Annotated in this window: 14 protein-coding genes; 1 reads left to right on the top strand and 13 read right to left on the bottom strand. The window is 36.3% G+C overall.

Going from position 1 to position 16888, the window contains the following annotated elements; genetic code table 11:
• Nucleotides 1-33: 33 nt before the first annotated feature.
• The 12 genes from clpX to HMPREF0077_RS05590 all read right to left on the bottom strand — a co-directional run bounded on the left by clpX (nt 34) and on the right by HMPREF0077_RS05590 (nt 14379).
• Nucleotides 34-1248 carry an ATP-dependent Clp protease ATP-binding subunit ClpX gene (gene clpX, locus HMPREF0077_RS05645; protein ID WP_004837019.1) on the bottom strand — a complete coding sequence of 405 codons (1215 nt, stop codon included), beginning with the start codon at nt 1246-1248 and terminating at the stop codon, nt 34-36.
• A 6-nt stretch (nt 1249-1254) separates the two neighbouring features.
• The gene (gene clpP, locus HMPREF0077_RS05640; protein ID WP_004837018.1) at nt 1255-1848 is read right to left on the bottom strand and encodes an ATP-dependent Clp endopeptidase proteolytic subunit ClpP; all 594 of its coding nucleotides are present in this window, start codon (nt 1846-1848) and stop codon (nt 1255-1257) included.
• Between the two features lie 25 nt (nt 1849-1873).
• The gene (gene tig / locus HMPREF0077_RS05635) at nt 1874-3238 is read right to left on the bottom strand and encodes a trigger factor (RefSeq protein ID WP_004837017.1); all 1365 of its coding nucleotides are present in this window, start codon (nt 3236-3238) and stop codon (nt 1874-1876) included.
• Between the two features lie 38 nt (nt 3239-3276).
• On the bottom strand, nt 3277-4632 hold the full coding sequence (locus HMPREF0077_RS05630) for a CCA tRNA nucleotidyltransferase (protein ID WP_004837016.1): 1356 nt from the start codon (nt 4630-4632) through the stop codon (nt 3277-3279).
• On the bottom strand, nt 4629-5567 hold the full coding sequence (locus HMPREF0077_RS05625; RefSeq protein WP_004837015.1) for a CdaR family protein: 939 nt from the start codon (nt 5565-5567) through the stop codon (nt 4629-4631). Before HMPREF0077_RS05625 ends, HMPREF0077_RS05630 begins: the two co-directional genes overlap by 4 nt.
• Nucleotides 5551-6384, bottom strand: coding sequence for a diadenylate cyclase CdaA (gene cdaA, locus HMPREF0077_RS05620; RefSeq protein WP_004837014.1), 834 nt, complete (start codon nt 6382-6384; stop codon nt 5551-5553). The genes HMPREF0077_RS05625 and cdaA overlap by 17 nt, the downstream gene beginning before the upstream one ends.
• Before the next feature lie 196 nt (nt 6385-6580).
• Nucleotides 6581-7687, bottom strand: a complete 1107-nt coding sequence (locus HMPREF0077_RS05615; RefSeq protein WP_004837013.1) for a thermonuclease family protein — start codon at nt 7685-7687, stop codon at nt 6581-6583.
• A 209-nt stretch (nt 7688-7896) separates the two neighbouring features.
• Nucleotides 7897-8688 (bottom strand): ZIP family metal transporter, encoded by a 792-nt coding sequence (locus tag HMPREF0077_RS05610; RefSeq protein ID WP_040349500.1) that lies wholly within the window; start codon nt 8686-8688, stop codon nt 7897-7899.
• 2 nt (nt 8689-8690) lie between these two features.
• On the bottom strand, nt 8691-11075 hold the full coding sequence (locus HMPREF0077_RS05605; RefSeq protein ID WP_211204683.1) for a glycogen/starch/alpha-glucan phosphorylase: 2385 nt from the start codon (nt 11073-11075) through the stop codon (nt 8691-8693).
• Nucleotides 11053-12576, bottom strand: coding sequence for a 4-alpha-glucanotransferase (gene malQ / locus HMPREF0077_RS05600; RefSeq protein WP_004837010.1), 1524 nt, complete (start codon nt 12574-12576; stop codon nt 11053-11055). Before malQ ends, HMPREF0077_RS05605 begins: the two co-directional genes overlap by 23 nt.
• Entirely contained in the window at nt 12576-13184 is a 609-nt protein-coding gene (locus HMPREF0077_RS05595; protein ID WP_004837009.1) for a hypothetical protein, read from the bottom strand. The genes malQ and HMPREF0077_RS05595 overlap by 1 nt, the downstream gene beginning before the upstream one ends.
• Nucleotides 13171-14379, bottom strand: a complete 1209-nt coding sequence (locus tag HMPREF0077_RS05590) for an AI-2E family transporter (RefSeq protein ID WP_004837008.1) — start codon at nt 14377-14379, stop codon at nt 13171-13173. Before HMPREF0077_RS05590 ends, HMPREF0077_RS05595 begins: the two co-directional genes overlap by 14 nt.
• 114 nt (nt 14380-14493) lie before the next feature.
• On the opposite strand from HMPREF0077_RS05590, the gene HMPREF0077_RS05585 reads away from it, so the two are divergent.
• On the top strand, nt 14494-15108 hold the full coding sequence (locus HMPREF0077_RS05585; RefSeq protein ID WP_004837007.1) for a thiamine diphosphokinase: 615 nt from the start codon (nt 14494-14496) through the stop codon (nt 15106-15108).
• A gap of 67 nt (nt 15109-15175) precedes the next feature.
• Here the strand turns inward: HMPREF0077_RS05585 and HMPREF0077_RS05580 are convergent, their stop codons facing one another.
• Nucleotides 15176-16873, bottom strand: coding sequence for a M3 family oligoendopeptidase (locus HMPREF0077_RS05580; protein WP_004837006.1), 1698 nt, complete (start codon nt 16871-16873; stop codon nt 15176-15178).
• Between the last annotated feature and the right edge of the window lie 15 nt (nt 16874-16888).

Raw genomic sequence — 16888 nt, 5'->3', positions numbered from 1 at the left:
TATAAAAGGGGTGAGTTCAATCACCCATCCCCTTTATCTTTTCTTATAAACTAATTTTTCCTTGTCATCTACAGATTCTTTTGTGACAATTACTTCTTCCAAATCATCAATTGATGGTATTTCAAACATAAGATCTAGGAGGAGATTTTCCATAATAGTTCTAAGTCCCCTAGCTCCAGTTTTTTGATCAAAGGCCTTCTTTGCAATTTGATAGAGGGCATCATCTTCAAATGTAAGCTTTACTCCATCAAGCTCGAAGAGCTTTTGATATTGTTTTACAAAGGAGTTCTTTGGCTCTTTTAGGATTTGTACTAGAGAATCAATCTCTAGGGCATCAAGGCTGACAATAATAGGAACCCTACCAATAAATTCTGGTATTAGACCATATTTAAGGAGGTCTTCTGTATTAACTTCCTTTAAGCTTGCCTTGGCATTTTTGCTAACACTTGCCCCAAAACCAATTGTCTTTTCTGACAATCTTCTGTTGATTATATCTTCAATTCCATCAAAGGCCCCACCTAAGATAAAGAGGATATTTGTTGTATCTACTTGGATATACTCTTGGCTAGGATGTTTTCTGCCACCTTGTGGAGGAACATTGGCTTCAGTACCTTCTATTAGCTTTAGGAGGGCTTGTTGGACTCCTTCACCCGATACATCACGAGTTATAGAAGGATTCTCACTCTTTCTTGTAATCTTATCTATCTCATCTACATAGATTATACCACGTTCAGCAAGCTCTATGTCATAGTCTGCTGCTTGAACAAGCTTTAAGATGATATTTTCAACATCTTCACCCACATATCCTGCCTCAGTTAGGCTTGTAGCATCTGCTATTGCGAATGGAACATTAAGCTTACGAGCAAGGGTTTGAGCTAGTAGGGTTTTACCTGAACCAGTTGGGCCTAGCATAAGGATATTCGATTTTTGAAGCTCTATTTCTGAGTCTTCTTCATTACTATTAATTCTTTTGTAGTGGTTATATACTGCAACAGAGAGGGTCTTTTTGGCATCGTCTTGACCTATAACATAGGAGTCGAGAAATTCCTTAATCTCTTTTGGTGTTGATAGTTCAACATCTCCACTAAAAGAGCCTTGGGAATCTGTTTCTTGGGAGATGATCTCCTTACACAAGTCGACACACTCATTGCATATATAAGCATTAGGACCAGCTATTATTCTTTTTACTTGTGAGCTATCCTTACCACAAAAAGAACATCTTACATCTTTTTGTTCGTAATCAGACATTTAACCCTACTTACTTTCAATTACTTTATCGATAAGACCGTATTTTAACGCTTCTTCGGCAGTCATTGCGAAATCCCTATCGGTGTCTTTTTCTATCTTCTTTAGGCTTTGACCAGTATTGTCGGATAGAATTTTGTTGAGTTTTTCTTTTATCTTAATTATTTGTTCAGCTTGTATAACAATGTCGCTTGCTTGACCTTGGGCCCCACCAGAAGGTTGGTGAATCATAATATTTGAGCTAGGTAGGGAATATCTCTTGCCCTTTGCTCCTGATGATAAAAGGACTGCTGCCATTGATGCAGCTTGACCAATACAGATAGTTGATACATCTGGTTTTATATAGTTCATAGTGTCATATATGGCAAGACCACTTGTTACAACTCCACCTGGAGAGTTTATATAAAATTGGATATCCTTATCTGGATCTTCGCTTTCGAGAAAGAGTAGTTGAGCTATTATTATATCGCTTATTTCATCACGAACTTCTCCAGATAGGAAGATTATCCTATCCTTTAGAAGTCTTGAATATATATCATAGGCTCTCTCGCCCCTATTGGTTTGTTCTACAACTGTTGGTACTAAATAATTTTTAGCAATCATTATTTCTCCTTATCTAATATGGAGCTTATTTGTCTTCGCCTTCCTCATGATCGTGGTCGTGATCGTGGTCATCGCCAACTGCCTTGTGGTACTCTTCGTGAGGAAGTGCTTCTGCCTTAGATGCTAGAAGTTCAACAGCTTTTCTTCTCTTGATATTTTCTTCTAGAGTCTTGTCAGATACGTTTTTAGCAAAGAGTTCTTTGAATTTCTCTTTATCTTCTACTCCATAGTTTTCTGCTGCTTCGTTGATTTCAGCTTCTTTTTCTTCATCTGTAACTTCTATGTTCTCTTTAAGAGCAACTTCATCAATTACTAGATTTGCCTTAACTCTAGCTTCTGCTTGAGCCCTGTATTGTTCACGGATTTGGTTGATATCCATTTTTGTCATTTCAACATATTGAGCAAGGCTTATACCCATTTGTTGAAGTCTTTGGTCAAGGTTTTGTAGTTCGAAGTCAATTTCAGAGTTTACTAGACCATTTGGTGCGCTAACTTCTGATTTTTTAACTAGGGCTTCAACAGCTTGATTTTGGATGATGCTTTTAGCTCTTTCTTCTTTTTCCTTTACAAGTTTTTCCTTTAGGCTATTTTTCAATTCTTCAAGTGTATCGAATTCTGAAATGTCTTTTGCAAATTCATCATCTAGTTTTGGAAGTTCTTTTCTTGTGATAGAATTAATTTCAACTTCGAATTTCGCATCTTTTCCTTGGAATTCTTTGGCTTGGTAATCTTCTGGGAAAGTTACATTGACATCAAACTTATCTCCAGCAAGGTGTCCTACAACTTGGTCTTCGAAGCCCTTGATAAAGGTATTTGATCCAAGAACTAGGTCGTAATTTTCAGCCTTTCCACCTTCAAATCTTTCTCCCTCTAGGAAGCCGTCAAAGTCGATATTTACTGTATCTCCCATTTCAGCCTTACCATCTTCTACTGGGATTAGTCTGGCATTTTCTTCTTGTTGTTTTTTAAGTTCAGCTTCTATATCTTCGTCAGTTACTTCTACTGGAACTTCTTCAACTATAAGTTTTGAATAATCTCCAAGAACTGGGTGTGGTTTAGTTTCAACTTCTACCTTGAAAGTAATGTCCTTACCAACTTCGATATCGTCTAGGTCTACTGATGGTTGGTCGATTACTTCTAGAGCAAGTTCTTCTACTGCTTTTTCGTATGGTTCTGGGAATACAAGCTTGATTGCTTCATCATAGAAGATTTCTGGACCATACATTTTTTCTAGAACTTTTCTAGAAACGTGGCCTGGTCTAAAGCCATCTACCCTATATCTAGATTTGTTTCTCTTATATACAGTATCTGTCGCCTTCTTAAATTCGTCATATGGCACATCAAATTCAAATTTTGCTATATTATTTTCGTGTGATTTTAATTCTGTCATTTTTTCCTCCTGGTGTTCTTACTCATTGAAATAATATACTACTTATATGTCAAGCTATCAAGATTTTTACCCATTCTAGTTAAAAATTCCACGATGGCTGACTTTTCATTTTTTAATTTTTCTTCTAATATTTCTTCTTCAATCTTTGAAAGAAGCTCTCCTATAATTTTGCCTTGAGGATAGCCCAAAGCTAGAAGATCAGAGCCGTTAATAGCTAAATCTGACCTTTTTTTTGGCAAGTCATCAGCTAAAACTTCACAGAGAAGCTCTTCTCCTAGGTCGATATTACTTGTATCTGGATGATTTGTCGCTCTAATATCTGCCCTTTGTAAGTCAAAAAGCCTCCTAAGATTTACTTCTCCCATCCTTCTAAGTAACTTCCTTATAGATTTTTTGCTATAGGAATTTGAGCAATCCATGTGGCGGGCTACAAGCATAGATGCATCTTCTATGAATTTATTGGAAAACTTTAAAGCCCTTAATCTCTTTTTTAGCATCTGATCTGAAAGCTTTTGATGGCCGAAAAACCTTCCCTCGCCTCTTTCATCAAGAAAGAAAGTGTCGATTTTGCCGACATCATGGTAGAGGGCAGCAAAGCGAGTTACTAAGTCCTTGCTGGTATTGGCTAGGACATGGAGACTGTGCTCATAAACATCATACTGATGGTAGCTTGAATGTTGGTCAAAGCCCTTAGTTTTGTAAAGCTCTGGAAGGATTTCTGAAAGAATACCAGCCACATCCAATAGCCTAATACCATAAGAAGGTCTATCAGAAATCAATATTTTGGAAAGCTCTTCTCCTATCCTCTCCTTAGATATAAGATTTATCTCACAGGCCTTAGCTCTAATAGCTTCCATTAAGGATTCTTCGATGGTAAAGCCAAGGCGACTAGCAAATCTTACTGCTCTCATAGACCTAAGGAGGTCTTCGTCAATTCTTTCTTTGGCATCTCCTACCGCCCTAATTATTTTCTTCTCTAAATCAAGCCTTCCACCAAAGGGATCTATAAGCTCTCCTCTATCAAAGGCCATGGCATTTATGGTAAAATCTCGTCTTTTTAAATCATCATATATATTATCAGCAAAGCTAATTTTTTCTGGATGCCTACGATCCCTATAGGCACTTTCAGCCCTAAAGGTCGTTACTTCAAATTCATAGCCAAAGTCTATAATCTTTATAGTTCCAAATTTTTTTCCTATGTCTATTAGCTTTGATGAGCTAAAGACTTTTTCTATTTCTTCAGGTCTTGCATTGCTTGTTATATCTACATCTGATATTTCCAAATCTAGGAGGCTATCCCTAACACAACCTCCTACTGGATAGGCCTCAAAGCCATTTTCCTTTAGCCTATTTATAATTTTCTCGTAGGGTATTTTTGTCTTTAGCCTTATCATTGTCTGTCTTTTTTGTTTACTTCAATCTTGTAGTTGACTGGATTAGAACCGTCATAAAGGGTTACTCCTTCGGCTAAATTTAGCCTTACTTCCCCTGTTTTGTTTGACTTTAGATTTGATACATTGACAGGGAAGGTTGTAACTTCATCAATCTCTTTAAGAACTTGTCCATTGCCCTTTAGAACGCAATCAGATGGAGAAACCATAGCATTTTTAATCTCGTAGCCATCAGCAACTTCTCCATAAGTATTTAGTCTAATTTTTACAGACTTTGTTTCTGCTACTGTAAAGGATACATTGATATCATCAGCTGATTTATCAACATTATTAACTTCCTTACCCGCCTTATCCAAGACGTGGATGGCTAGATTGTGCATCTTTCCGTCAAGATAGTTGGCATCATCAATTATAGCATCTACCCTATCTATTTTATTAATCTCAGAGGCAGGTCCTCTTACCTTTATTTCCTTTAAGGATTGTTCGTTGACTTCTACAGACTTCCCATCTTTTAGACTATCTTTTATGACTAGGTTAACTGGAATTGTTTTTTCTACTATCTTTTGGACATTTATATTTATATCATTTGGATCTATTAGAGAAATATTTACCCCACTTGGAGCATCTACCTTTACATCAACTGATTGAATCCCTTCTTTGACATTTAGGACATCTATGCTCGCTTGGATATCATGTTGCTTTATTCCTATAATCTTGCTTCTAGAACCTTCAACTCTGATATTGACATTTCCGACTTCATCAAGACCTATTATAGTATAGCCCTTGGCTTCAAGCTCATCCTTATGTTCTACTAGTATAGGTACATTTCTGAAAGTCCTGCTAACAGAAGGATTGGTAGATGTGATAACAAAAGCCCACATTACAATAGCTAGAAGGACTGATAGGATGATAAGTTGAGTATCATTTTTCTTTTTCATTAGCCTCTCCCTTCTTTTGCTTGATGGCACTAGCAATTGTTTCATTATTTACTAGGTCATTTTTTAGTCTGATTCTTAGAGACTCTTCATCAAAATATCTGTTGATTTTTCCATTCTCTGCAACAGAAATATTTCCAGTTTCTTCTGAAACGATAACAACTAGGCAATCGCTTTTTTCAGAAATTCCAATAGCTGCCCTATGTCTTGTACCAAGCTCCTTGGAGATTGTGTTAGAAGATGACAAAGGCAAGTAACAGGCTGCTGCCGCAATGGTATTTTTCCTAATAATTACTGCCCCATCGTGAAGGGGGGTGTTTGGGATAAAAATATTAATCAATAGCTCGCTTGAAATATCAGCATCAAGCTTAGTTCCACTTTCTATAATATCAGCAAGTCCTACCTCACGCTCGAGGACAACTAGGGCGCCTATTTTTTGCCTAGAAAGAGAACTCATAGCTGAAACCAACTCATTTATACTTCTCTCATCTCTTTGAATTTTATCATTTGAAAAAAGACTCCTGCCCCTACCAAGCCTTTCTAGAGCACTTCTAAGCTCAGGTTGAAAGACAACTATGATAAAGACGAGGGCTACAGTCAAGAACTGATTCATTACCCAGGAAACTGTATTCAAATTTAATAAGTCAGCAATAGAAGCAAAGATAAGTACAAAAATAAGTCCTTTTAGAACTTGCTCAGCCCTAGTATTTCTTAAAAGTGAAAAAAGTTTATAAATAACATAGGCTATAATTGCGATATCAATAATATCTGTAACTCGAATTAACATCAAAGATGTAATAATATTTTCCAAAAAATTCATACTTCCTCCTTTTATTAATGTACTGTTTTGGAAGTTTTTTTGTAGGAAGAAGGAGGATTTTTATACTTTTTATCCCATCAAGTTCTAATCTAATAAAGCTTAACTAACTAAGATTAACTCAATAAAATTGCCTACATAACTTATGATTATTAAAAAAGAGTAAGATTTAATGTAAATCCCACTCTTTTAATTAAGATTATCTTTTGGCTTTAACATAGCCAGCTTTTTCTGCTTCTTCTTCTGAATCGAACCACTCGACATTATCAACAGATATCTTATTGTAACCCTTCTGCCCCCTAACATGGTACTTGCCAGATTTCTTGTTAGCTTTTATTGGCCCGTCGGTCGTATCTGCTAGATAAGTTCTATTGCCCCTAGTTATTTTCTTAGCAGTCTGAAGCCATTTGCCTTTTTTCTTTCCAGTCCCTAATTTATCGCTTCCAGTTAATTTTTTCTCTTCAAAAGCCTTTCTTAGCCCTTCATTCCACAAACCCCTAGATTCATCTCTCGCTTCTTTTTCTATCTTATAAAAATATTCGCTATATTTAACATCTGGAGGAAAGGTTGAAGCCTTGGCGTAGCCTTCTTTTAGGAGGATGCCATTAAAGCTTTGATTTTTTATTTCCTCATAGCTTGGATTTTCTGGATCTTTTGGTAGCTTTAGCCATACATATCTTAAAAGTCTTTGGTATCTGTCAATCTCTGATACGTCCTTTTCTAGATAGACTTCTACATTGTCTAGATTTTCTTTAGTAAATCGAGATGCTTCTAAGCCAAAAAATTCCACGTCTTTGTAGGGGTGCTTGGTTTCAGGTGTATCAATTCCAATCATCCTAAGCTTATAAGTCTTTCCCTTCAAATCGACCACTAGGGTATCTCCATCAACTATTTTTACTACTTTCGCCTTTTGATAATGAAGATCTATCATAAAGGCATCTTCCTTTTCTTTCCTAGATTTATCATTAGCCTTTTTTGCTTGGCCAATTATATTTTCAATCTCCTTGGGGTCTTTTTTAGAATATATAGCCGAAGTATAAGCTATGAGGCTTTTTCCATCCAAAAATTTAAGCCCGCCAAGCTCTTCTATGGCCTTGGAGCGAAGCTTTGACAAAGCTTCTTCGTCTTCTTCGAGCTTTTTTTGATTATTATTAGTTTGCCCAAGCTTTTCCTTCTTGTTAATTTCTCTATGATCCTTAACAGAGCCTGCCTCGACAGACCCAAAGCTGTCTTTATCCCCATCTTTAATACCAGCTATAAGTAGCAAGGAAAAAAGTAGGCTCAGTAAAATTTTTTTATAACTCATATTTTAAAAATCCACAAACATTTATCAAAGCTTTTCTAATACTAGAAAAACTACAAGCAAAAATCCTTACATAGACTTATTTTACCCTCATAAAATATATTAGCTTAGATCAAGATAAATTTTAAAAACTTATTTAAAATCAAAAATAGCCCCTGGCTTAAAAATTAATCTAAGCCTTGGGCTATGATTATATTCTTAGGATAATTCATCTATCCAAGCATTACATCTAAAATCATCATCACTACAAAACCTGCGGAAAAACCAAGGGTTCCAACATTGGTGTGGGCTTTTCCTTCTCCTGTTGCTTCTGGTATAAGTTCTTCTACTACTACATAAAACATAGCTCCTGCTGCAAAGCTAAGGAGGTAGGGTAGAATTGGAATCATTACTCCTGATAGGATGATTGTAATTACCGCTGCTATAGGCTCTACTGCCCCTGAAAGGACACCATAAACAAAGGCCTTGTGCTTGTTAACTCCTACTGCCTTTAGGGGCATGGAAATTATAGCTCCTTCCGGGAAGTTTTGGATAGCAATGCCTAGGGCTAAGACCATAGCACCTGCCATAGTTACTGTGCCATGTCCATAAATCGCTCCTGCGAAGGATACTCCTACTGCCATTCCCTCTGGAATGTTATGTATCACAACTGCCAAGACCATCATGGTTGTTTTTCTTAGACTTTCGCTATTTAAACCTTCTGGTGAGTCTGAGTCTATATGTTGGTGAGGGATTACTGAGTCCAGGAATAGTAGGAAGATTATTCCAACTATGAAGCCAGTACTTGCTGGAAGCCAAGCCATCCTTTTCATCGCCTCTACCATATCCATGGCAGGTATTAGGAGTGACCAAACGCTTGCCGCAACCATTACTCCTGCTGCAAAACCCGACAGACCTTTTTGTACTTTTTCATTTAATTGATCACGCATTATATAGACACAAGCGGCGCCAGCGCTTGTGCCTATAAATGGTATCAATAATCCAAATATGCTTTCTGCATTCATATTTATCTGTTTTGATCGATTTTCCAAATGTCATTTGCATAGTCAAGGATAGTTCTATCTGATGAGAAGAATCCTGCGTTAGCAATGTTGATTAGACATTTTCTTGACCATTCCATCTTATTCTTGTATTCTCTATTTACTTTCTCGTGAGCCTTTGCATAAGCCTTGAAATCTTTTAGGAGGAAGTAAGTATCTCCTCTTTGACCTTCTTGTGGCTTGATTAGTTCGTTGTAGATATCTAGGAACATATATGATTCATTATCCTTAAATTCTCCACTTACTAGACTGTCTACTACGTCTTTGATGTCAGGGTCTTTTGAGTAGAATTCTACTGGATTATAGGTATCCATGATTTCGTTTAGCTCTTCTACTGTCGCACCAAACCTGTAGTTGTTTTCTTCTCCAGCATGCTCAAAGATTTCGATGTTTGCTCCATCAAGAGTACCTAGAGTTAGGGCACCATTTAACATGAACTTCATATTTCCTGTACCAGATGCTTCTTTTCCTGCTGTAGAAATTTGCTCAGAAATATCTGCTGCTGGGAAGAGTTTTTCTGCATAAGTTACCCTGTAGTTCTCTACAAAGATTACCTTTAGCTTTTTGTTTACGTCAGGATCAGCATTTACAACTCTTGCTACTTCATTGGCAAGTTTAATCATACCCTTGGCTCTAAAGTATCCTGGGGCAGCCTTACCACCAAAGATAAAGGTTGTTGGGGTAAATTCCATGTCTGGATTTTTCTTTAGTTTGTGGTAGAGGTAGATTATGTGAAGGATGTTAAGGTGTTGTCTCTTATATTCGTGGATTCTCTTGATTTGAATGTCGAATATTGATTTTGGATCAATCTTGATTCCTTCTTTTTCTAGGATATATCTAGCAAGTTCATTTTTCTTTGTTTGTTTGATATTCCACAATTCTTCTAGGACTTTTTCATCATCGGCGTATTTTTCAAGACCTTTAAGGAGGTCTAGTTGATATTTCCAATCTTCTGTACCAAGTTTTCCTGTGATGAAGCTTGATAGTTCTCTATTTGAGTAAACTAGCCATCTTCTTGGAGTGATACCGTTAGTTTTGTTGTTAAACATTTCAGGTCTTAGCTTATACCAGTGTTTAAAGGTATCGTCTTTTAGGATTTCTGTATGAAGGGCAGCTACACCATTTACTGAAAATCCTACATAAATTGCGAGGTTAGCCATGTGAATTTGTTCAAATCTATCAATTCTGTATGGGTCGATTTGGTCGTCTGAATATCCCTTAGCCTTAAATTCATCAACTAAGATATCGTTGATTTTTTCAATTATTTCAAGACATCTTGGATTTACTTCAAGCATGATGTCCTTATCCCATCTTTCAAGAGCTTCTTGAAGGACAGTGTGGTTGGTAAAGGCGAAGACTTTTCTTGTTATAGCTAGGGCATCTTCAAAGAAGATTCCATTTTCGTCAACTAGAACTCTGATTAGTTCAGGTATAGCTATAATTGGGTGGGTATCGTTAAGTTGGATAACATGATACTTGCTGAAATTTTCAAACTTGAGGTCTTCTGGATAGTCGTTTTTGTATTTTTCTACCATATCTTGGATAGATGCTGAGCAGAAGAAGTATTGTTGTTTAAGTCTTAGAACCTTACCAGCTCTTTGCATATCATTAGGATATAATACTCTTGTTATATCTTCTGCACGGTTTTTCTCACTTACCGCCTCGTCGTATTCGTAGTTGTTAAACTTAGCAAAGTCAAATTCTTCGAATGGCTCAGATTGCCATAGTCTTAGGGTATTTACTACACCATTTTCAAAACCAACTACTGGCATATCGAATGGAACAGCCTTAACTTGTTGGTCTCTAAATCTTACGATTTTAGCATCGGAGTCTACTCTGATTGACCAACCATCTCCATCCTTAATCCAGCTATCACCATGTTCAACTTGGAAGCCTTCTTCGATTTTTTGTTTGAAGATTCCTTCTCTGTATCTAACCCCATAACCTACTAGGTTAAGACCTTGGGTTGCAGCAGAGTCCATAAAGCAAGCCGCAAGTCTTCCAAGTCCACCATTACCTAGGGCTGCGTCATCTTCGTAGTTTTCGATAGCTTCAAAGTCTATGCCTATTTCGCTAAGAAGTTCTTTTACTTCATCATAGATTCCTAGGTTGATTAGGTTGTTACCTAAAGACCTACCTATTAAGAATTCTGCTGAAAAATAGTAAGCCTTTCTTTGGTTTCTAGTTTTTCTCTTGCAATCTCTCCACTCTTCGTTGATTAGCTCCATGATAGAATCACATAAGGCATCGTATCTATCCTTATCAGATGTATCCTCAAAAGATTTGAGGGTAATTCTTTGCAAGTTTTCGATGTAGTTTTCAATAAACTTATTCTTTTTCAATTTGTCCATTATCATATCTCCCATAAATTTTTGACATTTCTTTTATTCTTTTCGCTAATTTTTCATCATAATCTTCATCAATGCTCCTCCACTTCCAGTTATTACCGAGAGTTGAAGGGCTATTAATCTTAGCATCATTACCATAACCCAAAAAGTCTTGTATTTCAAACATTGCTATATCAGAAACTGATGCCATAAGAGCTCTGTTTATCTTCCAAAGCTTATCATCACCATCTTCTAGGCCAAAATACTTATCAACTAACTTTGTCAAATCTTCATCAGCTACATCCAAAAATCCTTGAAGGGTATCGGAGTCGTGGGTTGAAGAATAGACAACTGAGTTTCTGACATAGTTGTGAGGTAGGTAATTGCTGTCGAAGTTTTCTCCAAAGGCAAATTGGATTACATTCATGCCAGGGAAGTTGTAGTGATTCTTTAAATCATCTACTTCTTTTGTGATATATCCAAGGTCTTCTGCTATAAACAAGGCATCTGGGAAGGTTTTGATTATCTTATCAAATAGCTCATAAGGCTTTCCTTTTTCCCACTTGCCATATCTAGCATTATCGTCAGTAGCTGGTATAGCATAGTAGGCTTCAAAACCTCTAAAGTGATCAAGCCTTAGAATATCATAAAGCCTTAGGCAAGCTCCTATCCTTTTTATCCAAAAATCATAATCGCTTGCTCCTACTTTTTCCCAGTCGTAAACAGGATTGCCCCAAAGTTGACCATCTTCCGAGTAAGCATCTGGTGGAGCACCTCCAACTATCAAAGGCTCTTTAGTATCTGGATCAAGTTTTAGAATGTTAGAGTTAACCCAAGCATCGCAAGAATCCATAGCTACATAGATAGGCAAATCTCCAATGATTTTAATTCTTTTCCTGTTAGCATATTCTTTAAGCTTCTTCCATTGTTTGAAAAATTCATATTGGATAAAAACATAAAAGCCTATCGTATCTTCGTTTTTCTTCTTAAATTCCGCTAAAGCCTTCTTGTCCCTATTTTTAAGTTCATCATCCCATTCTAGCCAACTTACATCAAATTTCTCTCTTTTGATAGCCATAAAGAGAGCATAATCTTCAATCCATTCACTTTCTTCTTTTCTGAATGCTGCAATTTCTGTAGCCTTTAGGTCTTTTGCCTTATCATAGGCCTTTTCCAAGATTCTGTAGCGTAGATTGTATTGGATGCCATAGTCTACATATCTTTTATTATCGCCAAAATTAAGATTTTCTAGCTCCTCTTTTTCCAAAAGACCATCTTCTATTAGCATATCCAAGTCGATAAAGTAAGGGTTGCCAGCAAAAGATGAGAATGATTGGTAGGGGCTATCACCATAGGAAGTTTGCCCTAGGGGTAAGATTTGCCAATACTTAATAGCTGAATCGGCTATAAAATCGACTGCTTGGTAGGCTTTTTTGCCGAAAGTTCCTATACCATAATTAGAAGGAATGGAGAAAATTGGTAGGATAACTCCATTTCCTCTGCTGAGTCTTGCTTGTTTTTGCATTATCTCTCCTTAAAATAAATTAAACCACTATAAGTTCTTGCTTGTTTTTGGAAGTCCTCTAGGAAAAATCTATAAATTCTTCCCCAACTGGATACAACTACTTCATGCTTATCGCCTAGCCTATTAAGCTCAGTGATACACACACCATGATGACGCATTACTTCTATATCTTTTGATAACCAGTTTATGATTATGGGCGGACTATCATTAGCTAGAGCTTCTTCTATGAAGTCGATCTTCCTAGCTAGGGGTCTTCTGTTTATCAAAGTTTCAGTCAAGGTCTTTGATGAAAGTTTAATAGCCATATCATCCCTGACCCTATTAAGTCTCCTATCTAGGGATTTTACTGTGGCTATCCCATTTACATGGGGTCTAAGCCTCCTATAAAAATAGTAATGATATTCGTTGTAAAGGTCTATGTCTAAGATTTTTTCCTTATGAAAGAGATAGAAGTAGACATTAGTCATTGCTGTAACTACACATGAACGATCCCTGTAAAACTTCCCAACCCCCTTTTTTTCTAGAGAGTTTTGAAAACCGCCATAATACATTGAGTTAGCGTCTACGACTGGCACAAATTTTCCAAATTCTGATCTAGTCAACTTCATGAGTATCTATATCCTCTATTGTATATTGCTTGTTCTTTTTTATTTCTATCATCTCATCAGAAATATTTTTCTCCTTTAGCTTATTGTCAATAAACTCATGAAAGAGTGTATAGATTACTGAAGCTACAGGAATACCTATAAGCATACCCCAAATGCCAAAAAGCGATCCACCAATTGTAATAGAGGCAAGCACCCAAACTGCTGGAAGTCCTATTTTTTCACCAGCTATGGCTGGATAGATTATATTTTCTTGGATTTGTTGGATAATTACATCATAAATTACGAATATTAAGGCCTTGATTGGACTTTCCAGAAATATAATAACAGCAGATAGACCTGCTCCTGTAATAGGACCAAAGATAGGGATTAGGTCGGATACCCCAACGAAAAGCGAAATAATTCCAGCATTAGGTATTTTCATTATAAACATTCCCAAGAAAGTTAGACCTGATAGGGTAACAACAGCTATCAACCTTGAGAAGATATAATCCTTGAAGGTGTTATAGGATAGAGAAAATACCTTATTTAGATAGTCTGCCTTCTTTTCACTTAGGATAGCATACATAATCCTTGTTCCATTTGTCTTTAACATATTCTTATAAACTAGGACAAAAATAGAAAAGACAATAATCGTAAAGATAGTAAAGATGGATGAGCCGACCGAGTTTAGAATACCTGTTGTAAAACTAAAAAGGTCAGTTTTCTTTCCGGAAATAAAGTTCATAACAGCATTTCTAACTTCATACCAGCCAAAGGAGTTGACATAGTCATAGAACTTATCTGCATAAGGTCTAGTTAAGCTGTGATTGTTTAAGGTATCGTAGGTTTCTCTAATAAATTCCGGCCATCTATTAAAAAACGAAAATATGACCGTTATGATTCTTGGTATAAGGATATTTAAAAACAAGATTAAAGCACAAATAATAAGTATACATGAAATACCCAAAGAAAATCCTGCGAATTTTTTCTTGTATTTTTCATTAGGAAAGTATTCTTCTAATTTCCTTTCAAAGAAATTCATAGGGATACTAACCACATAAGCAATCATCCCGCCTATAATAAAAGGCTCCATCACACCAACAACTTGAACCAATAACTTCTTGATAACAGGGAAATACCAAAAAGCAAAAAATAGGATAATTCCATAACATATTACTCTTAATAAATCCTCGGATTTCTTGTCAAGTTTTCCCATACTAACTCCTTCCTACTTTACAAGTATATTTTACCACATAAAAAAAGTTTTTCGTCAAATATAAAAAATTGCTCAAAAGAACATTTTATAATAAACTTAGAGGAGAGGTGAAAAATGAAAACTTGCTACATTATAGGAGGAGGAAGCTACGATGGCTTCTTCGATAAAAAAGAAAAAGGCGACTTGATAATAGCAGCAGACAGGGGATATAAACTAATAGAAAAAGAAAATATAGAAGTCGACTATATAATAGGAGATTTTGACTCATCAACTAAACCTGATCTTAGCAGGGTAATAAGCCTAAACCCCATCAAAGATTACACCGATACCGTAGCTGCAATAGAATTTGCAAGAAAAAAAGGCTATACAAATATAGTAATCTATGGTGGACTTGGTGGTAGGGAAAGCCATACCCTTGCCAATATTAGAAGTATGTATCATTACAAAAAAGAAGGCTTAACTATCAAATTAAAATCCCAAAAAAAAGAAGTCTTTATAGTCGACTCTAAATTTTCTTATGAATATAAAGACAAGGACTTCTACGTTTCAATCTTTTCCCTATGTGATAAGACGAGACTAAGTCTAAAAGGTCTATTCTACGAACTAGAAGATTATAAGCTAAAAATAGAAGACGCCCTTGGAGTATCCAACGAAACAAAGAAAGAAAACTTCCAAATCTCAGTAGAAGAAGGCGCTGTTGTAGTAATATTTGAAGATAAGTCTTGCTAGGTGGATTTCTTAGAAAAAAATAAAGCTGATGGGCTGGATAAATTATTCCACCATCAGCTTTTGCTTTTTATTTTATTTTTTCCTTATCCAAGCTATCTAGGTATTTTGTTAGTTTAGGGATTATTTCTTCTATGGTGCCTTCTTGGAAGGGGCTTGATAGGCCTACTTCTTTTAGGGCTTCTTTGCTTGGAAGGCTTGCGCTAATTTTACATAAGTTTATATATGATTCCCATGCCTTATCGTGATTTTCCATATCTTTTATAAAGTATTGGAAGGCGTTTATTTGGGCTATAGTGTAGTCGATGTAGTAGAAGGGATCTGTATAAACATGAAGTTGTCTTTGCCATCTGCCTCCATTTTCCAAGTATTCGTTTCCGTCATAGTCTAGGTGTGGGAGGTATTTTTTCTCTATTTGCCTGTATTTTGCTCTTCTTTCTTCAGAAGTTGCTGTTGGATTTTCGTAGACAAATTCTTGGAACTCATCTATGCTTGCCCCATAAGGAATGAATTTGATGGCAGCTGCTATGTGATCATAATAGTATTTTTCAGTATCTCTTCCGAAGAATTTTTCCATCCATGGATGGGTAAAAAATTCCATGCTCATAGAGTGTGTTTCGGCTATTTCCATGGCTAGGTCGTTGTTTTCTGCTGGATACATATTTCTGGTAAGATATCCTTGGAAGGCGTGGCCTGCTTCGTGAGTTAGGACATCGACATCGCCACTGGTTCCGTTAAAGTTTGAGAAGATGAAAGGCATCTTTGTTATAGGAAGGCTAGTCATGTAGCCACCTGGAGCCTTGCCATCTTTGGTGGTTAGATCCATCATTCCCATGTCTATCATGGCCGTAAAAAACTCTCCTGTTTCTTTGGATAGGTCCTTATACATTTCTAGAGCTTCTTTTACTAGAACTTTCTCATCTCCTACTGGTTTTGGATTACCAGAAAGAAAACTTAGGGGAAGGTCATAGTATTTCATATTCTCAATTCCTATCCTCTTTGCTTGGTCGGCATAGATTTTTTGGCTAAGTGGAACTATATATTTTGCTATTTGCTCCCTATATTTTTTAGCATCTTCCTTATCCCAGTCAAGTCTTCCCATCTGCTTGTAGGCTACAGCTGTGTAGGATTTGAAACCGAGTTTCTTGGCAATTCTTGTTCTAATCTTTACTAGTTGATCATAAATACTGTCAAGTTTTTCAATATTAGCAAAAAACCAAGCATTGAGGGCTTCGAAGGCTTCCTTCCTTGTAGCCCTGTCCTTATCTTGACTAATGGCTAAGAGACCAGAAATGTTTTTGACTTCTCCCCTAAAATTAATTTCTGCTCCACCTGTTAGCTTGTAGTATTCGTTTACTAGCTTTGATTCTTCTACCCTATCTTCCATGATAGCTGGATCGAAAATATCCCTTTGAAGCTCATCTCTCATTGTTATAGTCTTGCCAAATTTTTCTTCAAAACTTTTTCTATAAGCACTTTTTAGTCTAATTGAGCCAAGTCTATGTCTTAATTCGTCAAAGCGTGGCATATTTTCATGGAAACACTCAAGTTCTTTATCATAAAATTCGTCCTTGGTGTTAATTGAATTTCTAATAATTACGATATTATAAAGCTCTTCAACTAAAAGAAAACTATCGTTAATTTTCTTATGACTATCGAAGAAGTCTTCCTCGCTTCTTGCTGTCTCAAGCTCATCCAAATGTCCAGATATTTCCTTAATAAGACCATCAAAATCAGGTCTTTTATATACTATTTCATTAAATTTCATATAAGCTCCTTAAAT

The sequence above is a fragment of the Anaerococcus tetradius ATCC 35098 genome (genome assembly GCF_000159095.1).
Lineage (GTDB): Bacteria > Bacillota > Clostridia > Tissierellales > Peptoniphilaceae > Anaerococcus > Anaerococcus tetradius.
This window is presented reverse-complemented; position numbering and strand designations above follow the sequence as displayed.